The following is a 25985-nucleotide window of genomic DNA, read 5'->3' as shown; positions in this document are numbered from 1 at the left end:
CATCCTTCCAGCGGAACCATCGATCCCGCTATCTCGGTGTCCACCATCCGGGGGGAGCCTCAGGGACCGACGACGTAGGTCAAGAATTTTCTTCGGCGTACGACGAACAAGCCGCGAACTTCGAGTCAATGGGCCGCAACCTCAGCACAGCGATACATATGTACAGCAGGGTCCTGATCCAGATGGGTAAGAACCACGCCCAAGCCGAAGCGGACTTAAACGTGAACGGCAACGGTGAGGCCGTAGCGCAAGTAGACCCTGGGGACGCCCCTTTCAACACATGCTTCGCCCTGCAGCCGGCAGCAGGAGGAGAGGGCGACGCACTATCGGAAGTAATCGGCCTGCTGCAACACATCGGTGTTCCAATTCCTAACGGCGACAAAGACAAACTCACTACTGCGAGCACGGCTTGGGCCGGAATCGCGAGCGATAGCGACGGAACCTGTCGGGGAAGACTGCTATCAGCGTCGTCGACGCTCGACGAACTCAACGGCGACGAAGTCGACATCGTCGTCGAGGATCTCGAAGAGCTCAACTCCCTCGTCGACGAATACGCAGATCTGGCCGGCGCACTTCATGACAGCGCCGAAGCGCACAAGAGCTGAACGCCAACCAGCGGTACCCCGACCTGATCCCGTTGCTCATCGACTGGCTGCGCCACGTCGAACAGCGCAGCAAAGCAACCGAGCCAAGGGTTCTCGCCAACCTGCGCGAGGGATTGTCTCGAGCCCTCACCACCGTCGATGCAGTCGGGACCGAAGCTGTGCCGGTGTTGTTCGAGCAGTTCTATCTCGATCCGCCGCTCCCTCCGATCAACAGCCATGCTGTGGCTAATGCGTTGCTACATCTGGCCGTGCCTTCGGACTATGACCGGATGGCAGCTCTCGCTATGGATCGGTCGTTGAGTTCGGGGCGGGCAGCGATCATGGAATGGTTGATCAAGCAGGGGAGACCCGATGGCCTCGAGATCGTCGTCGGTCAGATCGAAGACCCGAGCGTGCGTCCCCTCGGCATCACTTACCTGCGTCGATATAGGCCCCTGCCCGCCGGCTTGAAGCCGAAGGTCGAGCGGTACCTCGACGATCCGGATAGTGAAGTGCGCAAGCAAATCAAGCTGACACTGCAGACCCTGCCTGCATAGAGCACGTCTGAGCTGCCGGGTAGATACCTCTTGACATATGCAGCCGTTTGGTTGCATATCGGGTCGGTGCTCCCGCAACCTGATGTCAACGCCGTCTTCAAGGCGCTCGCCGATCCCCCTCGGCGTGCACTTCTGGACGCTCTGCGACGTGAGAATGCGCAAACGCTCGGAGAGCTCTGCGAGGGCATGTCGATGGCTCGGCAGTCCGTGACCAAGCACCTCGATCTACTTGTCGCGGCCAACCTGGTCGTTGTGGTCCGCAAGGGGCGCGAACGTCGACACTTCTTGAATCCCGAGCCGATTCACGACATCGAACGTCGTTGGATCCGTGATTTCGACCGTCCACACCTCGACGTCCTGGACGTCGTCAAACAACGAGCTGAGGACAGCGCAATGAAGGAAGCCGAACAGTTCCCCGACTACATGTACGTCACCTACATCCGAGCTTCGGCGGAGCAGGTGTGGGACGCCCTCACCGACGCCGACGTCACCGCGATCTACTGGGGCGGGATGGCCAACGTCTCCGGCTGGGAGTTCGGAGCTTCGTGGACACACCGATTCGATGGGCGGACAGGGTATTACGACATTTGGGGCAAAGTCCTAGAGTCCGATCGACCGAATCGCCTGGTGTTCACCTTCCAACCCGCAGCGCAGGCACTCGACGCCGGCTCGGTGGTGACGTATCAGATCGAACCGGTCGTCGACGCCGTGAAGTTGACCGTCAGCCAGACGAACGTTCCAAGCAGGGAGATGCTCGACGGCATCTCTCAAGGCTGGCCGACCGTACTGGCAAACCTCAAGTCCTACTTGGAAACCGGGACGACGCTGCCAAGCGACATCTGGCAGATGCAGAACGCAACCGAACTCACCGCCACCGAAAACTAGGGAGAGGAAAGATCCCATGAGCACCAACTTCACGACCACCTTCACCCACCGCGGCCTGCGACCCGAACTGGAATGCCACACCGTCTGCACCACAGCCTGGGGCTATCACCTCAACGCCGGCCTCGAAGCACTACTGACAGGCGGAGCCCCAGCACCCATCACTCCGGACACGTACCGCGACGTCGCGGATACCGTAGGTGCGCAACGTAACCGGGCAGGTTGATTCAAATGCTCCTTCAGCGGGGTGCCTCGGTTTGGGCAGTGTCTACCAGGTCGAAGGACTGGCCGATCCCACGAGCAATGCGCAACGTGATGTGTCGGTGCGTCAGGTATCGGTGAGCTGATCGACAGGCTGGCCTGATCGGTGGGTCGGGGCGCGCCGGGTCGGGTTGAACTGCCCGGCGGCAATGGCTGCCAAAGCGAGAGCGAAGCCGACGAGTTGAACACCGCTGAGAAGCTGACCGAGGAATACGACGCCGAGGCCGGCGGCCACGATCGGCGAAAGTAGCCCGAGCAGCGCCGCGGAGGTAACCGGGAGTCGGCCGATTCCGGAGAACCACAGGGTGTATGTCAGCAACCCGCCGACCAGGCCGAGCCAGAGGTAGCCGCCGATCCCAGACCAGGTGATGGTGTCGGGGACACCCTCGACGAGCAGAGTGATCGGCAACAGGAACAGACCGCCGGCGGTCAGCTGCCACCCCGCGAAGGCCATCGCTCCCACGCCCTCGGGCCGCCCCCAGCGCTTGGTCAACGTCACGCCGGTTGCCATGGATACCGCTGCGCCTATGCCTGCCAAGAGGCCGACCCCGTCCAGGGTGGCGCTGCCGGTCAGCACGATCAGCGCCACACCGAGCACTCCGATCAGTCCCCAACCCAATCGCCACCACGACAAGGCCTCACTCAGTAGCAGCACTGCAAGAATGGCGACCACGATCGGTTGGGTTGCGTTCAAGGTTGCGGCGACCCCGCCAGGCAAGCGGTAAGCGGTCAGGAACAACAGGGGAAAGAATGCGCCGATATTGAGCACCCCCAGGAGTGCAGCCTTCGGCCACCAAGCTCCGGTGGGCAGGGTGCGAGTCAATACGAGCGCGAGCAGTCCAGCAGGCAGAGCTCGGACCAGGCCTGAGAAGAGTGGATGACCCGCGGGCAGATATTCGGAAGTCACGAGATACGTTGTGCCCCAGACCGCGGGCGCGATCGCGGTGAGGGCGGTCGTCTTGATCACGCTCATCGGTGCGCTCGAGTGGGGTAGTGCGGGATGGGTGTAGATGCCATGCCTCTATCGTCGCGATAGCGCAAGCATGAGTCCAACACATGCTTGTCACGTTATCGATCGTGATTGATGATGGATAGATGGATCTCCGCCAACTCTCCTACGTCGTCGCCGTCGCTGAACTCTCCAGTTTCACCCGGGCCGCCGAGCGGTGCTTCGTGGTGCAGTCCGCCCTGAGTCATCAGGTGGCGCGCTTGGAATCCGAACTCGGCGCACGACTCTTTCATCGGACCAGTCGGCAAGTGCGCCTGACAGCGGCTGGAGCGGCGTTTCTGCCGTCGGCCCGGCAATGCTTGGCTGCGGCCGAGCGTGCGCGCAGCGAAGTTGCCGCCGCGACCGGAGAAGTCCGTGGCCGACTATCGGTCGGGGTGATCCCCACCGTATGTGCGGTCGATGTGCCTGCTGCACTGCGCTTGTTCCACGATCGTCACCGACAAGTGCGTGTCACCCTGGTGATGGGAGGGAGCGACGAGCTCGTCGACAAGGTCGCCACTGGAGTGCTCGACGTCGCGTTTCTCGGGTTGCCGATCGAGCGGGCTCTAACCGAAGTCGCGCACCATCTTCTGGCCCACGACAACCATGTCGTCGTCATGTCGGCGACACACCCGCTCGCAGAAAGCGAGGAACTCAGTCTGCATGACCTGGCTGGTCAAGTCTTCGTCGACTTTCCCCCCGGGACCCCGGGGAGGGCACAAGTGGATCAGGCCTTTGCGGCCGCTGGTCTGAGCCGCGACGTAGCCTTCGACGTCACCGATGCCCACCTGATGACCGGGCTCATCGGTCAGGAACTCGGAATCGGCATGCTCCCTTCGGCCTACGCCCAGCAGCTCACCGGCGTCGTGACCATTCCCGTCCGCGACGCTGCACGCCGAGCAGAACACTTGATCTGGAGTAGCGACGGACCGTCGCCGGCCGCCGCCGCATTTCTTCACCAAGTGCGGACCGCCGCTGCCTGATCAGCTGACGTGAGGACAGTCTGTCTCGGCAGGTCGAGGCTCAGAGAGGCTGCGGGATCGAGAGGGAAACCGGCTTTACAGGAGAAACGGTGCCGATTCTCCGCTCCAAAATGGCGGTGACGAAGCGCATGGAGTCGATGACCTGATGTGCACGCACTTCACCGCCGGTACCCATCTCGACCACGAACGTCGGGACTGCACGCTCATCGGCACCGTCGTCGGTGGCCTCTTCCTACGCGTCCACATCGCGGTGCCGCTGACGATTGCGTCCATGTTGACCTGGCCGTCGCCGCCCTCGGACATCGGCATCTGCACGCGGCGCCTGGATCTGCACAGCGCTAAGGGCACAGATCCTGCCGAGTCTGGTTCCAGAACGGGAACAGTTGCGCACTGGTGGCGTCAGGGTGATCGCGTTGGGCCAGTTCGTCGAATTCCAGGACGGTTTTTCCTGCGGTCCGGGCAACTCCGCACGCCTGCAAACTCAGTTTCGCGGAATCCACGAACCCGATATCGGCGGCGTAGGGCCCCAGCACGCCCGAGTCGACGAAAGATTCGAGTCCGTTCCCCCACATGTTGTACTCGGTTTGAAGGTCGAATTCGCACGGCTCCCCGAACAACGAGCTGCACGTCGTCGGCTGGCCATGGATCACGAACGATTCATCGGCGAGGGCGGGCGATGTGGTGTCCCGCGATGACTTGATCACAGCAAGCAAGACGATGAAGACCACCGCGAAGAAACAGACGAAGATCAGCACGTTCAGGATACGTTTCATATGCAATCACCCGTCCTACCATGGACATTCCAAGACCGAGTCTCCATCCTGCCGGATCGGAGGTCAGGGCGGGCTCTGTTTCGGCATCAGTGCGTTCAGGTGGAACTCGACGCATTCGACCGACAGGTCGGCCAGTGTGTACTCCGGGGTGGGGCGGAACCACCGCCCGGTAAGCCACAGGCCATCCTTGATCAGTTCGTATGCAACGTTCGGGGCGATCGACGGCCGGTAGACGTCTTCGTCGATTTCGCGTTGGAGCGAGGCTATCCACAGTCTGTGATTGCTTGCCGCCAGTGACCGGTCGACAACCCGATGAAACTCGGTATTCATCGCCCGTAAGTGGCCGATGACGATCTCCTCCAGGAGAGACTCCTTCGAGGGCACGTATGGGTAGAGGCTGCTGGGAAGCATGCCGATGCTGCTTGCGATCATGCGCATCGACGTACCTGCCAAGCCGTTCTCTGCGAACAGCGGCGTGGCGGTATGCAGCACCTGCCGTTTCCGCAGCTCGGCGTTGACTGTGGCATTCGTCGGCATGGTCCCCGTTACCTTCTGAGTACCCCGGAAGATGGAGCATGATCTCGGTCGCGTTGTCAGTTGGTCGGTATGTGCTGCGCAGGGCACGTGGGGTCATCCACGTTGCCGCAGTTGCAGCTTATCGACCTTGCCGGAGCAGTTGTGTGGGAGTGCGTCGACAAGTTCGATGTAGTGGGGGATCTCGAACTCTTGGCGGCGCAGATCTCGGGCGGGCTTTGTCGATCGGCTCCGCAGCGAGGGGCCAGTTCGTAACGCCGGCGGCGTAATAGCACGATGAGGGAGTAGCCAGGATCCCCGCGAAGGAAGGCTCTCGAATATGAAACGCAAACTACTGCTGGCTTTCGCGGCAAGTGCGATGGCCGCGAGTGTAAGTGCAGCATTACCGGCGAGCGCCACAGCACTAGACATCGGTCTGCGCGAATTGCCATGCAGCGCCGAGTTCGTCCAGCCCTGGGGGCCTGGCGCGTGGGCACCACCCCAGAAAGTCGTGTTCAGCCCGTTCGGAACCAAAGACATTCACTGCACTTACTTCCACGGGTTCGTTGCCGCGTACCAGGTCGACCCATGGGGGAACAAGCATCACCTCAACACCGTAAACCTTGGGCCATGGAGCAACTACACCTATTTCTGGGATCCGGCGACTTTCTGACAACAGGTCCTATGCCGACAATGTGTGAAGTTTCGTTCACGTAGTCGCGACGCGCAGCATCCGTTGAGTCTGATCATCGTCATCACCGCCGGCATATCGATCGGGGCACTGACCATGATCATCGAGACCCGTGGGCGCGACCTCACCACGATCGACGTCGAACCCTCTCAAACGGATGACAGCGGTCACTCGTGGAGCTAAGTTGACACACGTCAACAATTTTCGACACATGTCAGGAGTACGCATGCTCCCCCCATCCGAGACGGCCGAGCCCGCTGTCGCCAAGACCACGGTGGTGATCGGTGCCGCCTCCGGTCTCGGTGCCGCCATCACCGAGCACCTGCGTTTACAGGGCCACGAGGTCATCGGCGCCGATCTGGTGAGCAGCGAGTCGATACTCCCGGTGGACGTCGCCGACGAGGCAACGGTGCAGGCCCTGTTCGAGAAAATCATTGTCGAACGCGGCTCGTTCACCGGCGTGGTGAATTGTGCCGGCACGAGCACTCTTTCGCCCGTGGTCGACCACGATTCGGCCGAGTTTCGGCGCATTCTGGACATCTCTTTGGTCGGCGCATTCCATGTGCTCAAGCACGCCGGAAGCCGCGTTTCCGACGGCGGATCGTTGGTCACCCTTGCCTCGCTCAACGGGACCCAACCCGGATCGGGGCTGGCGGCCTACTGCACGGCCAAGGCCGGGCTCCTGATGCTCTCGAAGGTGACGGCTCTCGAGTTGGCTCCGCGGCAGATCCGGGTCAACACGGTCTCTCCCGGTCTCGTTGTCACGCCGTTGACCTCGCCGGCCATGGAGATCCCCGGTGTGCGTGAGGACTACGTCGAGAACACGCCGCTGGGACGCTCAGGGACGGGACTGGAGATCGCGGCCGCGTGTGAGTACCTGCTCTCCGACGGTGCGGCGTGGACAACCGGCGAGGACATGCAGGTCAATGGCGGTGCGCACTTGAAGCGCTACCCGGACCTGCTGGGTCTCATCGAAAAGGCCTTCGGGTGAGCCGAACCGGGTCTGCGGGCGCGGACGCCGTCAATCCCTACCGGGGCCGTTTTGTCGGGCGCGCCGCGCTGGTGACCGGGGCAGGGTCCGGCATCGGGGCCGCATTGGCCGCAGCGCTGGTCAAGGCCGGCGCGTATGTCGTCTGTACCGACCTCGACCAGGTGGCTGCGCGACGCACTGCTGCGGCACTGGGGCCGCAGGCTCGTGCCGAGGCGCTCGACGTCACCGACCCCGAGCAGGTGCTGGCAGCCGTGGACCGGGTGGTCGCCGAGCACGGTCGGATCGACCTGATCTTCAACAACGCCGGCATCACCTTCGGCGGCGAGGCCGAGCACCTGACCCTGGCCCAGTGGAATCAGATCATCGACGTGAACCTGCGTGGCGTGGTGCACGGCATCCATGCGGCCTACCCGAAGATGATCGCCCAGGGCAATGGTCACATCGTCAACACGGCCTCGGCTGGTGGCCTGATGGCAGCCGGTCTGATCACCAGCTACGTCGCCACGAAGCACGCAGTGGTCGGACTCTCGCTCGCGCTGCGTACCGAGGCGGCGGCCAAGGGCGTGGGTGTCACCGTTATCTGTCCGGGGGCGGTCGATACCCCGATCTTGGACAAGGGTTCGATCGACGACTTCGTGGGCCGTGACTACTACCTGAGGGGTCAGCGCATCAAGACCCCGCACTCGCCGGAGAAGCTGGCCGATGAGGTGCTGGCGGCCGTCGCCGGGAACAAGGCGATTCTGGTCACGCCGCGCTCGGCCCGCCTGGCATGGCGGTTCAACCGGCTCGCTCCGGGACTGATGCAACGCTCGTCGATCTTGTTCGTGGCTCGACAGCGCAAGTGGCAGGCTCAGCGAGCCCACAAGGTGGAGAAGGCTTCCGCTCGCTGACCACGCCTGCACGATCGACGTCGAATCCAGCCCGGCCCAATCCGTCGACATCACCCGGCAGTGATATCGACGGATTGCGCTGTGCCGCAGAGCTTCAGTTGGTTCCAGGAGCCAGATGGCGGTTGAAGAAGTGCACCGCATGTTCGACGGCCGGTCCGTGGAACGGCTTGCCCGGGAACAGGTCGAAGTGGTCGCCCGGGTAATGGCGAACCTCGGCGCGGCCCGCAAACGCCGCCAGTGCTGCCGCGCGGGGCGGCGCCGAGCGGTCGAAGTCGGCGATCTGGAAGAGCAGCGGGACCTTGATCTTCGCGGCGGCCTGGGCCGGGGCCCTGGTGCCGAGTTCCAGACCGACATCGGCGCGTACTTCGTTGCGCCAGGACGGACCTGCGATCGAGTGGTAGTCCTCGTAGGCGCCGGACAGAGTGAGCGCACCGGGCTGCCCGGGCCTGCCGACGACCGGCAGCATCGTGGGTTTGCCGACATTGGCCCTGACCCTCGCAGCAATCCCTGTCGCAGTGGCCTTGAGCAGGTTCAACGGGCCGTGCGCGGCCAAAGCGTGTCGCATGGCGGCCAGGCCGTCGACCATCGGCACCACAGAGATGACGGCGGCAATGTCGCCACGGTCGGCGGCCACCTGGAGTACGTGACCACCAGCCAACGACACGCCCCACAGCGCGATTCGCTGCGGATCGACGCCGGGGAGCTGTGCCGCAGCGTCGACCGCCGCCATCCAATCCTCGACCTGACCGGCCAAGGACACGGTCTGGCGCTCTTCGCCGCCGCTGGTGCCGAAACCGCGATAGTCGAAGGTGAAGGCATCCAACCCTGCTGCGGCGAACGCCTCGGCAAAGCCGTCGAGACCTGAATCCCGGGTGCCGCCCAAGCCATGGGCCAACACGACGACCGGACGACCGGCTGCCGATGCCAACGCGTCGCTGCGAGCCGAGAAGTGGGTGCCCTCGCAGCGTGTACCCGCCACCGTGAAGCCGACGACACTCGTTGCGGCGGTGGGCAAGGTTTCGGTCATGGTGGTGTTGTTCTCATTCATGCCTGGCTCCAAGGGTTTTCGAACGGGAGTCGAATTGCAGGGGTGCGCAACTCAGGGAAGGGGAGGGGTGCCGTAGATGGAGCGGACCCAGATGCTGGTGACCACCTCGACATGCATGTCCCGATCGGGGCACGTGCCCACCACTCGACGCTCCATGTTGCGGTCGTTGATATCGAGTAGGACCGCGGCCAACGTCCGTGCGTCGGCACCGTCCGGCGCCCGGCCGGCAGTGCGTTCGGCTTCGATCATGTCGGCCACGGCCTCCTCGAACGAAACCCGGTCGGCGTCCCACATCTTGCGGATGGACGGGTTGGTGGCTCGTGCCTCCAACACGGCACGGTAGAGATGGTCGTGCCGCTCGGTGACGATGAACAGATGCGAGATGGCTTGACCGATGCGCTCGGTCGGGTCGCGAGAGACGTCGGTCAACCAGGCACCGGCCGCGGCCGCCTCTTCGTAGAAGACTTCCATCAAGGCACCGACCGCAGCGGCCTTGTTCTCGAAGTAGAAGTAGAACGCAGAGCGCGTGACTCCGGCTCGACGGGACAGGTCGGCGACGTTGATCGACTCGACACTGTCCACCTCCCGCAACAGATCATCGAGAGCCGCCAGCAGCGCAGTGCGACGCGCATCTCCCTTCGTCGGGCTCCGCGAATCGACGATCCGAGCGCTCATCGAGAAACCCGAGCCCGGCCGGTCGGCATCTCCTTCGTTCGTAGCTGATGCTCGTAGACGAAGTAGTCCAATTGCTGAGTGTGACGGGCGGTCGGAAGCATGTGCCCGAGGTACAGCGCCTCGTCGTCTGCGATGACTCGCTTCATCTCTGCGACCGAGGGGAGCGCGTACTGGCCGACGAGGTAGGCGCCGAGGATCCGGGTCTGCGCCTCCACGAACGGGAACAGAGTCGGGGTGGACTGGGCAAATCCGATGAACGCCAGGTCGTCGATGCCAGGGGCGAACATCCGCTTGTACAAGCTGATGTGATTGCCCTTGGCCGAGAAGAACTCGGGGTCGAAGAACGGGAACGTGATGTTGTAGCCGGTGGCGTAGATGATCACGTCGAAATCGGCACTGGTGCCGTCCTCGAAATGCACGGTCTTCCCATCCAGTCTCTTCAGATTGCCCTTGGCGGTCAGATCGCCCGAGCCCAGCCGCAGCGGCAGTTCCACCGACTGGGTGGGATGCGCCTCCATGAACTTGTGATTCGGCTCCGGCAATCCCATGTCCGAGGGATATCCGTTCTGCATGGGCGCCACCTTGGAGATGACCTTGCGCTGCCACTTCAGCGGGATATGCGGCGAGGTCTTGAAACCCATATCCGCAGGCTTTCCCCTGATGTACTTGGGCACGATCCACGCACTCGAGCGAGTCGAGATCACGACCTCGTTGTCGAGGGTGCGGCTGGACAGTTCGACGGCGATGTCAGCAGCCGAATTGCCGATGCCGACCACTAGAATTCGCTTGCCGCGCAGGTGCAATGGCTGTTCTGGGTCGATGTAGTGGTGCGAGTGAAAGCTTTCCCCGGTGAATTCGCCGTCGAACTCCGGCAACCGAGCGTCCCAGTGATGACCGTTGCCGACCACCAGGAAGTCGAACTCACGAGTCGAGCCGTCCTGCAGGTCCAATTCCCATCCGCCGCCGGGCTTTCGACGCGCACTGCGAACACCGTTGGAGAACTCGATGTTTCTCTTCAGGTCGAAGGCCTCGGCATAATCCTCCAGGTACTCCTTTACCAGCGTGTGGTGCGGGAAGTCCGGATAGCTCTCGGGCATCGGGAAATCCCGGAACGACAGTTGATATTTGGAAGTGTCGATATGCAACGACTTGTAGGCGCTCGACATCCCGTTCGGGTTGCCGAAGGCCCAGTTGCCACCGATGCGGTCGGACATCTCGAAACAGGTATGCGGAACGCCGTAGTCGTCGAGCATCTTGCTGGCGGTGAGTCCGGAAATTCCTGCACCGATGATCGCAGTGGTGGGCCTGTCGAACGTGGTGGTCATGGGTGACTCGCTTACTCGAGGGGTGACAGCGGTCACGTTATGCGCTAATTTGACACACGTCAAGAAATCGCTGACGGCCGTCGAATCCACCGGTTGAGCGGCACGAACCCTACGAATGGTCCGCGTCGCCTGGTGCAAAGATCGGAGAATCGAGTATGGCGTCGAGTGCACGAGTCTTCGACGAACTGAGCTACTAATTACTGGCGGGTGCCGGGAGCGACGGGCCCGCAACCCTGATGGAGGAAGTGCAACGCCGCAGGAGCTGGCGCCGATCGTCGAGGTCTATCGCGAAACCTGCTGATGAACGAGCTATGCCGGCTCGATGGGGTGACCATCGGCCGGCACAGCCCGCGCAATCTACGGATCCGGGGCCGTCAGTGCTCCACCATCAGCATTGGGGAAGATCGATGCTGATAGTAGGAGTGTCCACCAACGGCTGGACCGGAACCGTAGCTTCACCGGGGACGGAAGGCTCCTCCAGTTCCCAAGTGACAGTCGAAGATTCACCGGGTGGGATCGTGAGATACGCGGCCTGGACGGGCCGACCCAGCTCGGTGCCCTTCTGGACCGAGAAGGCGTTGACGCCGTCGACCTTCATGCCGGTGATCTTGGCACCCTGCGTTCCGTACAGGTAGGCGATCGACTCGTTGGTGCCGTACGGGACACCGGGCTGGAAGGTGCTGGCCACGTACTGGGTCAGGCCGTCCGAGTTAACGGTGTTGGTCAGTGTCGCTGTCACCGTCGACTTACGGGTCGGGCCGGTGCAGGATTCCGCGGTGTAGGAGATATCGCGGGTCAGGTAGTAGTCGAGCTTGTTTCCGCCTGCGTTGTTGACGATCACGTTGGCGTACGGTGCAGGATCGTCCGGGATCGCATGGCCGACCTTCGTGCCCGCCAGGACTTCTTGTTCGGCGGGATCTGCGCTCCACACCGAGATGCGTCCCTCACCGCCTGCCCGGCCGACCGCGTCGAGCAACTTGCGGGTAGGAGCGACACCCGTCGTCATCTTCGACACGACAGCCTGCGAGATTTCCTGCAGGTAGTTCTTGCGAGCCAGCTGATCTTCGCCGAACCGAGCGTAGGCAGTGGACAGCGTCACCTCGACCACGTTGTCACCGGAAATGACCTCACCGTCGGCGAGGGTGACCGGGCCGGTGGCGTCGAGGATGTAACCCAGAGCAATCGGATCGGTAGCGATGGCGCCGTCGAGCTTCTCCCCGGTCTGCTCGGCCCACATCGAAGTCCAGATCTGGCCGGCGTACGGAAAGTGAGGGCTCGCATTGGAATTGCGGAAGTCGGTCGTGGTGTTACGCGGACCCCACAGTGCGTTGTACTCGGGGCCGAGGTCGATCGGCTGCTCCGCGAACTCCAGCTCCCGGTTGCTGCCGAGCGTATCTACCCGGGCAGTTCCGTTGTCGGCGCGCACAATTCCGAATCCGCCGAGTAGACCGCCCGTGCCGCGTGCCTCGGCATTGGTCTGGAAGGCAAGGAAGTAGGAGCGGGGGCCGTTGGCGCCCATCATGGAAGGAACGATGCGGCTCGCCGTGTAGGTATTGGTCAGCAACCCCGACAGGTCGTGGGTCTGGTTCTCGAGCTGCACACGGGCGTCGTCGACGACACCGAGATAGGCGGGCGCCTCGATTGCCTGAGCCTGCGCGTAGAGATTCTGGGCCGCGGCGGATGTCTCCGAGAGGATCGGCTCTGCCTCGGTGAGCGACTGCAAGTTCACGCGGCCGCCACCCTCGATCACGTTGTCGGGGGAGATGCTTGCGCTCGCCTGCGCCGCGGGCTCGAGAACATCGACCGCGAGCCCCTTCACCACGTCGGTGATCTCGACGATCGTCTCGAGGGGGCTGCCGAAGAACGGGATAGCTGCAGCGATCGTGAACGGCAGCGAAGACGCCGCATTCTGGGCCTTGTCCGCGGATTCACTTGCCTCGGCGGCAGCGGCCTGCGCCCCCGGCACATCGCCGTCGAGCAGGGCGTTCTTGGCGGAGTTCGCGGCGTCACGCGTCGTCTCCAAATTGGACTTCGCCGTTACGGCCTCGTATGCCAGCCACGCGAGGAAGGCGAGAACGATGACCAGAACGATGCCGACACCCAATAGGACGGGCCGCTTGTTCTTGCGCGACGGCGGGCGGGTGTCGGTGCCAGAGGTCATGTCGACGGGGCTCCTGCTGCTAGGGGTGGTTCGAGAGAAGGGCGCGGGTATTGCCGAAAGAAGATATTCACGTCCGTGGGAAGACTAGTGCGTCCACGTAGGTAGTGGACATTGAGGTAGTGAGGTAATCCGTTCGAATGATCGTCGCCGTCGGTAATTAATACGATCGTGTAAAGAACCGGCTCGAGTGCTCCGAAATTGTAACGTGATGGTTGGTTACTCGCGATAACAATCTGTCGGTCTCGGGGAGGCCGTCTCGTTCGGAGAAGGGAGTCGGCACAGTGATCCGCTGTCGTTCGGGAGGGTGCGATCCGGGCCCACTACTACCACAACGAGGCGGATCGGTGGGGCCCACGCGGCTCGATCCGGTGCAATCTGCGACCAAAGTCACATTCGACAGGGCTGTGGCCGCGACAATCCTGGTAGTGCTGGCGCCGGTGTTCCTCGGATGCATGATTTTGACCAGTGGAGCCGAGGGTGAGCCCGCGTTTGCGTCCACGACGCGGATCGGTCGCCGAGGTGTCAGTTTCCAGCTTCTGAGCTTCAGGGCACCTCCTGAGCAGCGGCTGGGCGTACTTCTGAAGAAGCTGGGCATGGATCACCTGCCTGAGTTGATCAACGTTCTTCGTGGTGACATGAGCTTGGTCGGGCCACGACCCGTCAAGGATCGGCCCGACATTTCCGAGGGTGAAGTGCCCGCCGACTGCCGTCCAGGAATCACCGGGCTGTGGGTGCTGGAGCCCCGCGCGGACATCTCCGGTCCGGATGCGGCGATGCTCGATCGCCGCTACGTGGAGTCATGGTCGCTCGCCCGCGACATTCGAATCCTGTACCGGACAGTCGCCGCAGTACGGTACGGCCCCTGAATTACATTGAATATTCGGTGAAATAACCAGAAACAAGCGGAATGGCGCTTTTCAATACTTGTCACCTAGTTTTCACCGAAATGCAATGCTCCGACAACGGTTAATATTTCGGAAGTCGCCTTGGACAAGTAGAGCAATTACCTCCGGTCCACTAGTTTGTAATTGGGCGCTACTGATCGACGTTGCTTCAGCAATGTTCTTCCGGAGTGAAGATTGTGCCGCCGGCGCAAAGGACTGTGAGGAGGGGTAGCCGAAGTGTCGTCAGTGGAAGGTGCCCCCAACGGGATCGACTGGTTCCCGCTGTCGCCTGCCCAGCTCAATATCTACTTCGCCCAGAAGCTGGCCCCGGGGGTTCCGTTCACCATCGCCCAGTTCGTCGAAATCCATGGCGAGATCGATCCTGCCACGTTGATCAGGGCTGCCGACATTGCGTCCCGTGAGCTCGAATCGCCCGGTGTGCGACTGCGTGAGGACGACGGGCAGCCTTATCAGTGGGTCGACGTCAACGTTCCCTACGCGATGATCTACCGCGATCTTCGGCACGAGTGCGACCCCGTCGGCTACGCCCTCCGCTACATGGACGAGCAGTACCGAAAGCCCGTCGACTTCGACCGCGATCAACTGATCGCCTCGGAGATCATCCAGGTCGGCGACGCACATTACTTCTGGTACAGCCGCGCACACCACGTCGTCATGGACGGCTTGGGGGCGATCTCGGTTCAAAAACGCACCGCCGTGGTGTACACGGCGCTACTGACCGGCGCCGAGATTCCGAAGACCCGCAGCGTCCGGGTCCGGGCGATCTACGACTACGAAGCCGCCTACGTCGGTTCCACGCGCTACGAGGCAGACCGCGAATACTGGGTCGGCCGACTCGACGGTCACGCCGACGCTCCGCGTCTGGCCGGCACCTCGCATTCCGGTGCGTCGGTGCCCAGCGCCGTGTCGATCAGCGTCGGCGCAGTACTCGACGACGAGCTGACCGATGCAATGGCTGCGCTGGCCAAGCGCTACAACTCTTCCGACGTCCCCGTCGTGCTCGCGACGTTCGCGCTGTACCTCGCGCGGATGACCGGCACCGACGACGTCATGCTCAGCCTCCCCGTCTCGGGTCGAGCGACGACCAAATTGCGTGACTCCTCCGGAATGATGTCCAACATCGTGCCGCTACGTATCGGCGTAGACCCGGACGTCACCATCGAGGAACTACTGCGGCGCATCCAAGTCGAGCTCACCGGCGCGCTGCGGCATCAGCGGTTCCGCGTCGAGGACATGCAGCGTGAAACCGATGGCGGGTTCGAGGGCAGTACCTCTGCCGGCCGCGGAGCTTTCGGCCCGACCGTGAACATCATGATGTACGACAGCACAATTCGGCTCGGCGACGTCATCGGCGAGTACCGTGTGCTCTCCAGCGGCCCGATCGACGACATGATGGTCAACGTCTACCCGGGGGTCGCCGGCGCCAGCACCCGCGTCGACTTCCTCGGTAACCCCGCGATCTACAGCACCGAGGAGCTGAGCACGCACCATCAGCGGTTCCTCGCGCTGCTGCGTACCGTTCTCGGGGCACCGGACGGCTTGCCGCTGGCAAGCCTGACGGTGCTCTCGCGCGCCGAAGAGAAAGCCCTGCTCGCAGTGGACTCGCAGGGTCCACCGCCAGTTCTGCTGCCCGAGCTGCTCCGGGAGTCCGCCGTTGTCCGCTACGCCGGGCAGGAGCTCACGGGCGTCGAATTCATCTCTCGTGCAGGGCATATCGCGGAACAGCTTTCGCCTTTCCTCACCTCACCCGAGACACGGATCGCGATCGCGCTGGACCGCTCGATGCACTCCGTGCTGGCGCTGTGGTCCGTATCGGTAGCGGGCGCATCGTTCGTACCCGTCGACCCACATGATCCGACCGACCGCCTGACCTCCATGCTCGGCGGCGCCGGAGTGCGCGTCGGCATCACCGAACGCGCACTGCTCGGCACGCTTCCCGGCACAGTCGAGTGGCTGGCCATCGAAGATCTACTCGACGCCGAACCCCTGCCCTTTCAGGCTCACCAGGTTCACCTCGACAACGAGGCCTACGTCATCCACACCTCCGGTTCGACCGGAAAACCCAAGGCCGTCAGCGTCGCTCACCGCGGGCTCGCGCAACTGGCAACAGCCGTAGTGGATCGGTACTCGGTCTCACCGGACTCGCGGGTACTGCACCTGGCGTCACCGGTGTTCGACGCGTCCATCCAGGAAATCCTGGCTGCCTTCGCTGCCGGTGCGACGCTGGTCATCGCGCCCGCCGACGTGTATGCGGGCCCCGCGCTCGCCGACCTGCTCGCCGAAGAACGCATCACGCACCTCATCACCTCCCCGACCGTCCTCGCGACGCTCGATCCGCTGGACGTCAAAGGCCTCGAGGTATTCGACGTGGGCGGTGAAGCATGCCCGCCCGCGCTCCGCGACCGGTTCGCCGATGCAGGCCCCGACATGCTCGACGCCTACGGCCCGACCGAGGCAACCGTCCTCGCCACGCTCTCCGCACCCATGGCCGTCGGGAAACGCATCACCATCGGTGACCCGCTGCCCGGAGTCCGCGCACTCGTACTCGACAGCCGGTTGCGGCCCGTCCCGTACGGCGGCATCGGCGAGCTCTATCTCGGCGGAGACTCACTCGCGCGAGGATACGACGGGCAACCCGGCATCACCGCGAGCCGTTTCGTGGCTGATCCAGCCGCGCCCGGTCGAAGGCTCTATCGCACAGGCGATCTGGTGCGTTGGTCGATCTTCGGCACGTCACTCGAATACCTGGGCCGCGCCGATCAACAGCTCCAACTACACGGCCGTCGCCTCGAGCTCGGGGACATCGAATCGGTCGCACTGCAACTGGCGGGTGTCGACGCCGTTGCCGTCGACGTTCGTGAAGACCGCCTCGTCGCGTACGTCGTCGGTGAAACCGCAGACTTGAGTGCGCACCTGCGCGGCGCGCTTCCGGCGTGGATGGTTCCGGACCGCATCGTCGAACTCGACGCGCTACCCCTCTCGTCGAGCGGCAAGCTCGACCGCCGGGCGCTACCCGACCCGGCACCGGCAACGGTGACCGAATACGTTGCCCCGCAAACCGATACCGAACGCGCCGTCGCCGCGGTGTTCGCCGAAGTATTGGACGTATCGATCGTCGGCCGCACTCATTCGTTCTTCGAGCTCGGTGGCGATTCGCTGAGCGCGACGCGAGTGGTGGCCAGGCTCGGCTCCGCGGTCACGCTGCCCGTCCTGTTCGACGCACCGACCGTCGCCGCGATCTCGGTTGCCATCGATTCGGTTGTCGATCAGCGAGATTCGCTCGACCTGCTCGCCACGGTTATGCCCGATCGGGTGCCACTGTCCTACTCGCAGCAGCGCATGTGGTTCCTCAACCAGTTCGATTCGGCTTCACCCGCATACAACATGCCGGTGGCCGTGCAGTTGCCTTCCGGTGGAGACTCGAGCCTCGTCGTCGCTGCGCTGCGTGACGTGCTCGAACGCCACGAATCGCTGCGCACCTACTTCCCTGACGACGGCAACGGCCCACGCCAGGTAGTGCTGCCCACGGTCGGTGTTCTGCCGGAGATCTCCACCAGCGAAGTAAGCCCCGGCGAACTCGACGGCGCGATCGCCGAACTGGCATCGAAGAGTTTCGACGTCGCAGCCGAGGTCCCCATCCGCGCCTCGCTGCTCTCCGTAACCTCGGACGAGGGTTTGTCCGAGGCGACGGTTGCCGTCATCGTCATGCATCACATCGCGGTCGACGGGTGGTCGATCGATCCTCTCGTCCGCGACTTCACCGTCGCCTATGCTGCACGTGCCGCCGGGCATGCCCCGACGTGGCCGCGCCTGCAAGCTCAGTACAGCGAGTACGCGGTGTGGAACCGAGCGGTCGTCGATGCCGCCGCCGAGGACCAATTACGTTATTGGACAATCGCCCTCGACGCTCTGGATCGGCCCAGCGCGGAGCTGCCGACCGACCGTCCACGTCCGGCAGTGCAGTCGATGCAGACAGCAGGCGTCCCAGTCGCCATCGGCACCGAAGTGCACGCTCGGATTCGTTCTCTCGCGCTCGGTGAGAACGCGACGACGTTCATGGTCGTTCACGCCGCACTTGCCCTGACTCTGAGTCGCTTCAGTGATTGCGACCGCACCGTCCTGGGTTCGCCCTCTGCCGGTCGCGGGCACGCAGCGCTCGACGACATGGTCGGAATGTTCGTCGGCACCGTGCCATTGGCGGTCGAAGTGGACCGCGAGGGCACCTTCACCGAACTCCTCGAGACCGTTCGGCACGTAGATCTCGACGCGTTCGCACACTCCGAATTGCCGTTCGAGCGAATCGTCGACGCAGGGAGCACCGGCCGAGCTCTCGATCGTCACCCGCTGTTCCAAGTGATGCTGGCATTCGACAATGCCCGCCACCAGTCGATCGAGGACCTCCCGGTCACCGTGCTGCCCATCGCCACGCATACCTCCGAGTTCGACCTCAACGTCGTCGTCACCGAAACGGCCGACGGTATCGCGGGCGATATCGAATACGCGATCGACCTGTACGACCGGGCGACCGTCGAACGCTTCGCCGCAGCATTCGTGAGTGTTCTCGAAGCAGTCGTGGAGAACCCGTCCGTCGTGGTGGGGGACATCGAACTCGCCTCTCTGCCTGCGCAACCCCAGCGCAGTGCGACGGGAACACTCCTGGATGTGCTGGCGATCGAGACTGCCGACCGGATTGCTGTGGACGGTGAATCGACGCTGACCTACCGCGAACTGGACAGCCGATCCAACCGGTTGGCGCGCCTGCTGATCGACCGCGGCGCCGCCCCCGAGACCACCGTGGCGCTCTCTCTCGTACGATCCGCGGAGTACATCGTGGCTCTATGGGCAGTGGTGAAATCCGGCGCTGCGTTCCTGCCCGTCGATCCGAACTATCCGCCGCTGCGCCGCGAACAGATCCTCGCCGACACCCAGCTGGGCTTCGGCGGTATCGAAGAAGGCGTCGAGTGGCTCGACGAAGCTGCAGCCGAGGCCTTCGACGACAGCCCGCTGGCCGACGCCGACCGTGCTGCGTCCGTGCACCCTGCGCATCCCGCCTACGTCATCCACACCTCAGGTTCCACCGGCGTACCCAAGCCCGTGGCGGTGACGCACGAAGCCGTGTATGCACTTGCGCAGCAAGTTGTTTCGCGCTACGACGTCACCACTTCCTCGCGGGTGCTGCACGGGTACTCGACGAACTTCGACGCCGCCGTGCTGGAACTGGTGCTGGCCTTCGGAGCAGGCGCGACCATGGTTCTCGCACCCACCGAGATACTCGGCGGGGACGAGATGGCTCGGTTCCTCACTGCCCACTCCGTCACCCACTACCTGTCCACCCCCGCCGTGCTCGCCACCGTCCCCCCGGTTTCCGGTGTCACCACCGTGGCCGTCGGCGGAGACGTACTCGGGAGCGCAGTAGTCGACGACTGGGCACCCGGACGGCGAATGCTCAACGCCTACGGACCTTCCGAGGCCACCGTCGTGGCGACACTGACCGACCCACTCGACGCCGGAGACCGCGTCACCATCGGCACACCGCTGCCGCACGTGTACGCCCTCGTGCTCGACACTCGCCTACGGCCGGTCCCGGTCGGTGGCGTCGGCGAGCTGTACCTCGGTGGGATCTCGATTGCGCGCGGCTACCGTGCCCGCGCCGCGCTGACCGCGGAACGCTTCGTCGCAGGCCCCGGTGGCCAGCGGCTCTATCGGACCGGGGATCTCGTACGGCGCCAGGAGTCCGGCGTCCTCGACTACCGTGGCCGCGGCGACTCCCAAGTCCAATTGCGCGGAGTGCGCATCGAACTCGGCGACGTCGAATCCGCCCTCACCGCACATCCTTCGGTCCAGGGTGCGGTCGCCGACGTCCGCGACGGACGAATGGTGGCCTGGGTCGTCGGGGCCGAAGAACGCGAACTCACGCCCTGGTTGCTGGAACGGCTTCCGTTGTCGATGGTGCCCGCGGTCATCGTTACGGTCGATCGCATCCCCGTCACCACCAACGGGAAGGTCGACTTCTCCGCACTGGTTGCCCCTGACACGGTGGCCGGAAATCTCTCGGCAGCCCGAACGCTCGCCGAGGAAGTCATCCTCGGAATCTTCGCCGACGCGCTCGACGTCGTGGACCCGTCCGCCGACGCGAATTTCTTCGTCCTCGGCGGTGATTCGCTGAGTGCCACGCGCGCAACCTCACGGATCGGCGCTGCGTTGGGTACCCACGTTCCGGTTCGGACCCTGTTCGAAGCGCCGAGCGCCCACGCTCTCGCTGCGGCAATCGACAAGCTGTCGGAGGCGTACGTCAACCCGCCCGCGCTGGTGCATCGAGCGCAGTCACGCGATCACGGCGCCCTGTCACCCGCCGAGCGACGGGTGTGGCTGCAGAATCGCTTCGACCCCACCTCCGCCGCCTACAACATTGCGTTCGCCCTGCCGCTACCTGCGGACACCGACCTCGCAGTTCTGCGGGCCGCGATCGTCGACGTGCTCGAGCGCCACCTTCCGCTGCGCACCGTCTACCCGTCGACCCCGGACGGCCCGGTCGCCATGCTGCTCGACGCCGAGATCGTCGTCTCCTCGATCGACGATCGCCACGCCGATGCGAAACTGCTTGCCGAAACCGGATTCGACCTGACCGTCGAACCACCCGTGCGGCTCAACGTAGTACACAGCAGCGGTGAGGTGTCGTTGGTGGTCGTCGCCCATCACATCGCCGTCGACGGGCTCTCGCTCGCCCCACTCGCACGCGACGTCTCCACCGCCCTGACGGCCAGACAGGCTGGTGTAAAACCCGAGTTCGCGCCGCTTGCAGTTGATTACGCCGACTACCGCCTCTGGCAGCAGGACGTGCTGGATTCGGTCGCAGCCGACCAACTCACCTACTGGCGACGTACCCTCGCCGGACTGCCGGACTACCTCGAGCTGCCGACCGGCACCCCTGATCCCTTCGAGAATGCGGCACCCATCGCCTTCGAACTCGACGCTGCCACTCTCGCCGACCTCCGCGGCCTCGCGAACCGGCTGGGCGCAACACTGTTCGTGGTGATTCACGCTGCCCTGGCCGCCGTGCTCGCCGAGGCCAGCGGCACCACCGACATCGCCATCGGCACGCCGGTATCGGGACGCTCCGAACCCGTGCTCGACGACTTGGTCGGCATGTTCGTCGGTACCATCGTGCTCCGGACCGACGTGGCACCGAACAAGACGTTCGAGCAGTTCGTCACCGACGTCCGCGACCGGGACCTCGACGCATTCGCGCACTCGGCCGTCCCCTTCGACTGGGTCGTCGAGGCCGTGGAGCCGACCAGAGCGATCGACTCGCACCCGCTGTTCCAGGTGCTCCTCGCCGTCGGCGCGCTGGAGATCCCGACCTTCGAACTCGGCACCGGTGAAGTATCGCCGCAGCGAATCGACATCTCCGAGAACCAGTTCGACCTCGAGGTCGTCATCGAGCACACCGTCGACGGGCTCAGCGGACAACTCGGCTACTCCGGCGACCGCTTCGAACGATCCGTGTGCGTCGCCCTTGCCGAACGCCTCGAGTCGGTACTCCGACTCGTCGCGGCACGCCCGGACATCGAACTCGGCAGCCACGACTTCCTCGCCGCCCGCCCCGACGTCGTCTCGCACACCGACGGTGCCGAAGAACGCTACACCCTCGGCACCCTCGTGCGCCGGGCCGTCGAGAGCTGGCCGGACGCAACAGCCGTCGTCGACGGAGGTCGATCACTGACTTATGCGGAGCTCGATCGACGCTCGAATGTGTTGATGGACAGCATCATCGCCGAAGGTGCGCGGCCGGGAACTCTGGTTGCCGTAGCACTGCCGCGGTCCGCCGATCTCGTTGCGGCAATGTGGGCCGTCGCCAAGAGCGGTGCCGGCTACCTGCCGATCGACCCGAACCATCCAGCTGCACGCATCGAGGAAATCCTCGAACACGCCCAGCCCGTCACCGGCATCACCAGGGCGGCCCTCGCTCCCGTCGGAGGACGATGGGTGACGGTCGACGGCCTGGCGAGTTCCCCCGAGCCGGCCCCGCTTCGCTCGTATTTCGAAGACACTGCCTATCTCGACGACACCGCGTACGTCATCTACACCTCGGGTTCGACGGGCGCACCCAAAGGCGTGCGGGTGACACACCGGGGAATCGCGGATCTGGTGCAAAGCCAACGCGATACGTTCGGAGTCGAGACCGAATCACGGGTACTGCAATTCGCATCCCCAGGTTTCGACGCCTCGATCTTCGAAATGCTCCTCGCATTCGGCGTCGGCGCTGCCGTGGTCGTCGTGCCAGCCGAGATCTACGCGGGCCGCGAACTCGAAACGTTCATCACCAGCTCAGCCGTCACACACGTGTGCCTTACCCCGACCGTCCTGCAGATCACCGACCCGGCAGCGACGCCGACCGTCGACGTCGTCATCATGGCCGGCGAAGCAGCCAATACCGAACTGGTGCAGCGCTGGTCGCACAGCAGCACCGTGTTCAACGCCTACGGACCGACCGAGGCCACGGTCATGGGAACCTGCACGCCCGCACTGAAACACCCCGCTGCGGTGACCATCGGCGGACCGGTGCGTGGGTTCGACGCCGTCGTTCTCGACGCACGGCTGCGGCCCGTACCGGACAACGTGGTGGGGGAGCTGTACCTCGGCGGCCCAGGGCTGGCGGAGGGGTACCTGTCCCAGCCGGGGCTAACCTCGAGCCGCTTCGTGCCGAACATGTTGGGCGACAACGGCAAACGCCTCTACCGAACCGGCGACCTCGTCCGGTGGGTGGAGCACCGGAACGCACGCGAACTCGAATACCTCGGACGCGTCGACTCGCAGGTCAAGATTCGCGGCCATCGCGTCGAACTCGCGGAGGTGGAAGCGGCACTGCTGCGGCATCCCGACGTCGAACAGGCCTGCGTCCTCGGGCACGATCACTCGTTGGCGGCCTACATCGCCGGTGACACCGATGCCAGCGAAGTCCGCGAATTCCTCACGCGCACCATCCCTGCCTACATGGTTCCCAGTTCGGTCACCGTCGTGGACACGCTCCCGATGTCGATCTCCGGAAAGGTCGACGCGCGAGCACTACCCGAGCCCACGCTGGCGACCGTCGTGCATCTTGCGCCCTCGACGCCGCTGGAGTGGAGCGTGCGGGCGTCGTTCGCGGAGGTTCTCGAGATCGACGCCGACCGTATCGGTGTCGACGACAACTTCTTCGACCTCGGCGGGCACTCGCTGTCGGTGGTGCGTGTGATGGACAACCTCGGCGACGAACTCGGACGTCCGGTTCCCGTTGGCTGGCTGTTGACGCACCCGACAGCGGCGTCGTTGGCGGCGAAGCTGGACGGACTCGGCGACGCCGGCGACGACGTCTTCGATGTCGTACTGCCACTGCGGGTCGAGGGCGAACGAGAGCCACTGTTCTGCATCCACCCCGCCATCGGCATCGCGTGGAGCTACCTGTCCTTGCTCTCGGTCACCGACCGACCGCTCTACGGACTGCAGGTCCCCGGCATCGCCAGCGGTGAAACCTCGCCTGCCTCGATCGACGCGTTCGCAGCCCGATACGTGCGTGAGATCCGCGCAGTTCAGCCCACCGGCCCCTACCACCTGCTCGGGTGGTCGCTCGGTGGCGTGATTGCGCACGCCGTCGCCACCGTCCTGCAGAGCTCCGGGGAGGAAGTCGCGCTACTCGCACTGCTCGACCCGCAGCTGAGCTTGCCTACGGATGTCCCGGCCGGCGCCGTCGACTTCGGTGTCGAAGATCTGGCCCGCCAACTGGGAGTCACTGGGTCCTCGTTCGAGGATGTCGTAACGCAATTGCGTTACACACGAAGCGAACTCGGATTTCTCACCAGCGACCATCTCCGCAGAATGTATGCCCCGGTAGCGGCTGCGCCGCGGTGGGTGGCAGCACACCGACCCCGAATATACGACGGTGACGTCGTGTACTTTGCGGCCCGTGGATCACACGGTGCGCAGCAATGGGAACAATACGTCGGCGGCCACCTCTCGGTCGTCCGCATCGATGCTGAACACGAAGACCTGCTGGGTGAAGCAAGCGCCCACACCATAGGCCGAGCAATCGGCACCACCTCGGTCGCGGAAGGCGTGGCGTGATGAACCTTTCCGGCACCGGCAAGAAGCTCGACGTCGTGCAATTCACTCTTGCGCCGGAAGTGGTGCCCGTACGAACCGAGTGAGCATGCGTACCAAGACATGAAGCCATAAAATTTAAAGCTCGACCGAAAGTATTAGGGAGCCCAAGTGGAAATCCAGGACTACCTCCAGATCCTGCGAACGCGGTGGATGATCATCGTCGTCACCGTTGCCGTCGCCATCCTGGGCGCACTAGCGGCCTCACTTCTCACCACGCCGACTTACCAGTCGTGCAGTCGAGTCTTCGTCTCCACCTCCGGTGGGTCGACAGTGGGCGAAAGCTACCAGGGCAACCTCTTCGCGCAGCAGCGCGTCGCGTCCTACTCCGAACTCGTCACCGGAGAGACGTTGGCCGCCCGTACGATCGACGAACTCGGTTTGACCGGCGTCACGCCTGCCGAGTTGGCGGCCAAGGTCACCGCCACGTCCACCCCCGACACCGTTCTGCTCGACACCTGCGTAGTCGACGCCAACCCCGGAACCGCGCGCGACATCGCGAACTCACTCGGCACCCAGCTGACCACCCTCGTCCGCGAACTCGAAACTCCCGAGGACGGCGGCGCGCCTGCCTCGAGCGTCCGAGTGGTCGAGCAAGCTCAGGAATCTGCTTCACCTGTCAGCCCGAAGACGACCCGCAACCTTGCCCTCGGAGCTGCAGTGGGTCTGCTCCTCGGTATCGCGCTTGCAGTCCTTCGCGACCGGCTCGACAACACCATCAAGACTCGCAAGAAGCTCGAAGCTGCTGCCAACACAGCACTTGTCGGCACCATTCCCTACGACAAGGCATTCAAGGATTCAGCGATCGTCTCCTTCGGGGCAACACACTCGGTGAGCGCCGAAGGCTTCCGCGAACTGCGAACCAACCTGCAGTTCCTCGAGGTCGATCATCCGCCGCGCGTCATCGTCGTCACCAGTGCGGTACCCGCCGAGGGCAAGACGACCGTCGCGGTCAACCTCGCACTCGCACTCGCCGAAGCCGGCCACCGCGTCGTCCTCGTCGAAGGCGATCTACGACGCCCCCGCGTGTCGAAGTACCTCGGACTCATCGGTTCGGTCGGCCTGTCGACCGTCCTCGCCGGGCAAGCAGACATCACCGATGTCATCCAGCCCAGCAGCTACGAAGGACTCGACGTCCTCGCATCGGGACCGTTGCCGCCGAACCCGTCGGAACTGCTCGGATCGGAGGCATCACGTCGCGTCATCGAAGAACTGCGTTCACGCTTCGACTACGTGATCATCGACGGTGCACCACTTCTGCCGGTCACCGACTCGGCACTGCTCACCACGCACAGTGACGGTGCGCTGATCGTCGCACGCTTCGGGCACACGAGCGAAAGCGAAGTGTCCAGGGCCGTCGGCAATCTCGAGACCATCGGCGCCCACGTACTCGGCGCGGTCTTCACGATGATGCCCCTGACCCGCAAGGGTGGCGACGGCTACTCGTACTACTACGAGACCGACAAGACCATCGCACGCCAGACCCCGAGCCCGGTCACCCCGGGAACGGTCTCTGCGCAGTGGTCGCCGCCCCGGGGGCCAGGTGTGCCCGTCTCGACGCAGAAGGCCGAGTCCTCGGCTCCCTCCACCGTCACTTCGGGCCGGCGGCACCGAGAATGAG

Annotated in this window: 18 protein-coding genes and 1 pseudogene; 12 read left to right on the top strand and 7 right to left on the bottom strand. The window is 64.0% G+C overall.

Going from position 1 to position 25985, the window contains the following annotated elements:
- The 4 genes and pseudogenes from BJI47_RS04340 to BJI47_RS04325 all read left to right on the top strand — a co-directional run.
- A pseudogene (locus BJI47_RS04340) lies at window positions 1-605 on the top strand (hypothetical protein); the annotation flags it as partial.
- Window positions 606-637: 32 nt separating this feature from the next.
- Window positions 638-1141: a hypothetical protein gene (locus BJI47_RS04335; RefSeq protein ID WP_254900380.1), complete on the top strand. Its 504-nt coding sequence runs from the start codon at window positions 638-640 to the stop codon at window positions 1139-1141.
- 30 nt (window positions 1142-1171) lie between these two features.
- Window positions 1172-2026, top strand: coding sequence for a metalloregulator ArsR/SmtB family transcription factor (locus BJI47_RS04330; RefSeq protein WP_254900379.1), 855 nt, complete (start codon window positions 1172-1174; stop codon window positions 2024-2026).
- Between the two features lie 16 nt (window positions 2027-2042).
- Window positions 2043-2249: a hypothetical protein gene (locus BJI47_RS04325; RefSeq protein ID WP_088942567.1), complete on the top strand. Its 207-nt coding sequence runs from the start codon at window positions 2043-2045 to the stop codon at window positions 2247-2249.
- A gap of 102 nt (window positions 2250-2351) precedes the next feature.
- Here BJI47_RS04325 and BJI47_RS04320 read toward each other — a convergent pair whose 3' ends face one another.
- Window positions 2352-3257: an EamA family transporter gene (locus BJI47_RS04320; protein WP_088942566.1), complete on the bottom strand. Its 906-nt coding sequence runs from the start codon at window positions 3255-3257 to the stop codon at window positions 2352-2354.
- Window positions 3258-3379: 122 nt separating this feature from the next.
- On the opposite strand from BJI47_RS04320, the gene BJI47_RS04315 reads away from it, so the two are divergent.
- Window positions 3380-4255 (top strand): LysR family transcriptional regulator, encoded by an 876-nt coding sequence (locus tag BJI47_RS04315; RefSeq protein WP_088942565.1) that lies wholly within the window; start codon window positions 3380-3382, stop codon window positions 4253-4255.
- Window positions 4256-4593: 338 nt separating this feature from the next.
- Here the strand turns inward: BJI47_RS04315 and BJI47_RS04310 are convergent, their stop codons facing one another.
- Complete coding sequence (locus BJI47_RS04310; protein WP_088942564.1) at window positions 4594-5028, bottom strand: hypothetical protein; 435 nt, start codon at window positions 5026-5028, stop codon at window positions 4594-4596.
- Between the two features lie 63 nt (window positions 5029-5091).
- Window positions 5092-5565, bottom strand: coding sequence for a TetR/AcrR family transcriptional regulator (locus BJI47_RS04305; RefSeq protein WP_088942563.1), 474 nt, complete (start codon window positions 5563-5565; stop codon window positions 5092-5094).
- A 316-nt stretch (window positions 5566-5881) separates the two neighbouring features.
- Between BJI47_RS04305 and BJI47_RS04300 the strand changes: the two genes are divergently transcribed.
- From BJI47_RS04300 to BJI47_RS04290, 4 genes are read left to right on the top strand one after another with little or no spacing between them, the layout of a single operon-like run.
- Entirely contained in the window at window positions 5882-6214 is a 333-nt protein-coding gene (locus BJI47_RS04300; protein WP_088942562.1) for a hypothetical protein, read from the top strand.
- Between the two features lie 24 nt (window positions 6215-6238).
- Window positions 6239-6415: a hypothetical protein gene (locus BJI47_RS24010; RefSeq protein ID WP_176224669.1), complete on the top strand. Its 177-nt coding sequence runs from the start codon at window positions 6239-6241 to the stop codon at window positions 6413-6415.
- Window positions 6416-6458: 43 nt separating this feature from the next.
- Window positions 6459-7223, top strand: coding sequence for an SDR family NAD(P)-dependent oxidoreductase (locus tag BJI47_RS04295; RefSeq protein WP_088942561.1), 765 nt, complete (start codon window positions 6459-6461; stop codon window positions 7221-7223).
- The gene (locus tag BJI47_RS04290) at window positions 7220-8113 is read left to right on the top strand and encodes an SDR family oxidoreductase (protein WP_254900378.1); all 894 of its coding nucleotides are present in this window, start codon (window positions 7220-7222) and stop codon (window positions 8111-8113) included. The genes BJI47_RS04295 and BJI47_RS04290 overlap by 4 nt, the downstream gene beginning before the upstream one ends.
- A 94-nt stretch (window positions 8114-8207) precedes the next feature.
- Here the strand turns inward: BJI47_RS04290 and BJI47_RS04285 are convergent, their stop codons facing one another.
- From BJI47_RS04285 to BJI47_RS04270, 4 genes are all read right to left on the bottom strand, one after another.
- Complete coding sequence (locus BJI47_RS04285) at window positions 8208-9161, bottom strand: alpha/beta hydrolase (RefSeq protein ID WP_088942560.1); 954 nt, start codon at window positions 9159-9161, stop codon at window positions 8208-8210.
- Window positions 9162-9212: 51 nt separating this feature from the next.
- Complete coding sequence (locus BJI47_RS04280) at window positions 9213-9836, bottom strand: TetR/AcrR family transcriptional regulator (protein WP_088942559.1); 624 nt, start codon at window positions 9834-9836, stop codon at window positions 9213-9215.
- Window positions 9833-11161: an NAD(P)/FAD-dependent oxidoreductase gene (locus BJI47_RS04275; protein WP_088942558.1), complete on the bottom strand. Its 1329-nt coding sequence runs from the start codon at window positions 11159-11161 to the stop codon at window positions 9833-9835. The genes BJI47_RS04280 and BJI47_RS04275 overlap by 4 nt, the downstream gene beginning before the upstream one ends.
- Window positions 11162-11549: 388 nt before the next feature.
- Window positions 11550-13322 (bottom strand): DUF4012 domain-containing protein, encoded by a 1773-nt coding sequence (locus BJI47_RS04270; protein WP_088942557.1) that lies wholly within the window; start codon window positions 13320-13322, stop codon window positions 11550-11552.
- A 344-nt stretch (window positions 13323-13666) separates the two neighbouring features.
- Between BJI47_RS04270 and BJI47_RS04265 the strand changes: the two genes are divergently transcribed.
- The 3 genes from BJI47_RS04265 (at window position 13667) to BJI47_RS04255 (ending at window position 25984) form a co-directional block, all read left to right on the top strand.
- Window positions 13667-14188, top strand: a complete 522-nt coding sequence (locus BJI47_RS04265) for a sugar transferase (RefSeq protein WP_176224668.1) — start codon at window positions 13667-13669, stop codon at window positions 14186-14188.
- Between the two features lie 255 nt (window positions 14189-14443).
- Window positions 14444-24328, top strand: coding sequence for a non-ribosomal peptide synthetase (locus BJI47_RS04260; RefSeq protein WP_254900377.1), 9885 nt, complete (start codon window positions 14444-14446; stop codon window positions 24326-24328).
- A gap of 147 nt (window positions 24329-24475) precedes the next feature.
- Window positions 24476-25984, top strand: a complete 1509-nt coding sequence (locus tag BJI47_RS04255) for a polysaccharide biosynthesis tyrosine autokinase (protein WP_088942555.1) — start codon at window positions 24476-24478, stop codon at window positions 25982-25984.
- Window position 25985 lies beyond the last annotated feature (1 nt).

It is taken from the genome of Rhodococcus sp. 1168 (genome assembly GCF_002091955.1).
Taxonomy (GTDB): domain Bacteria; phylum Actinomycetota; class Actinomycetes; order Mycobacteriales; family Mycobacteriaceae; genus Rhodococcoides.
Note: the sequence above shows the minus strand (reverse complement) of the source record. Positions and strands in the feature narration are given on the sequence as shown.

Excerpts from the sequence above, each read along its gene's own strand:
- BJI47_RS04270 (WP_088942557.1), bottom strand. The coding sequence starts at position 13,322 with ATGACCTCTGGCACCGACACCCGCCCGCCGTCGCGCAAGAACAAGCGG.
- BJI47_RS04275 (WP_088942558.1), bottom strand. The coding sequence starts at position 11,161 with ATGACCACCACGTTCGACAGGCCCACCACTGCGATCATCGGTGCAGGA.
- BJI47_RS04305 (WP_088942563.1), bottom strand. The coding sequence starts at position 5,565 with ATGCCGACGAATGCCACAGTCAACGCCGAGCTGCGGAAACGGCAGGTG.
- BJI47_RS04315 (WP_088942565.1), top strand. The coding sequence starts at position 3,380 with ATGGATCTCCGCCAACTCTCCTACGTCGTCGCCGTCGCTGAACTCTCC.
- BJI47_RS04285 (WP_088942560.1), bottom strand. The coding sequence starts at position 9,161 with ATGAATGAGAACAACACCACCATGACCGAAACCTTGCCCACCGCCGCA.
- BJI47_RS04280 (WP_088942559.1), bottom strand. The coding sequence starts at position 9,836 with ATGAGCGCTCGGATCGTCGATTCGCGGAGCCCGACGAAGGGAGATGCG.
- BJI47_RS04320 (WP_088942566.1), bottom strand. The coding sequence starts at position 3,257 with ATGAGCGTGATCAAGACGACCGCCCTCACCGCGATCGCGCCCGCGGTC.
- BJI47_RS04300 (WP_088942562.1), top strand. The coding sequence starts at position 5,882 with ATGAAACGCAAACTACTGCTGGCTTTCGCGGCAAGTGCGATGGCCGCG.
- BJI47_RS04325 (WP_088942567.1), top strand. The coding sequence starts at position 2,043 with ATGAGCACCAACTTCACGACCACCTTCACCCACCGCGGCCTGCGACCC.
- BJI47_RS04295 (WP_088942561.1), top strand. The coding sequence starts at position 6,459 with ATGCTCCCCCCATCCGAGACGGCCGAGCCCGCTGTCGCCAAGACCACG.
- BJI47_RS04310 (WP_088942564.1), bottom strand. The coding sequence starts at position 5,028 with ATGAAACGTATCCTGAACGTGCTGATCTTCGTCTGTTTCTTCGCGGTG.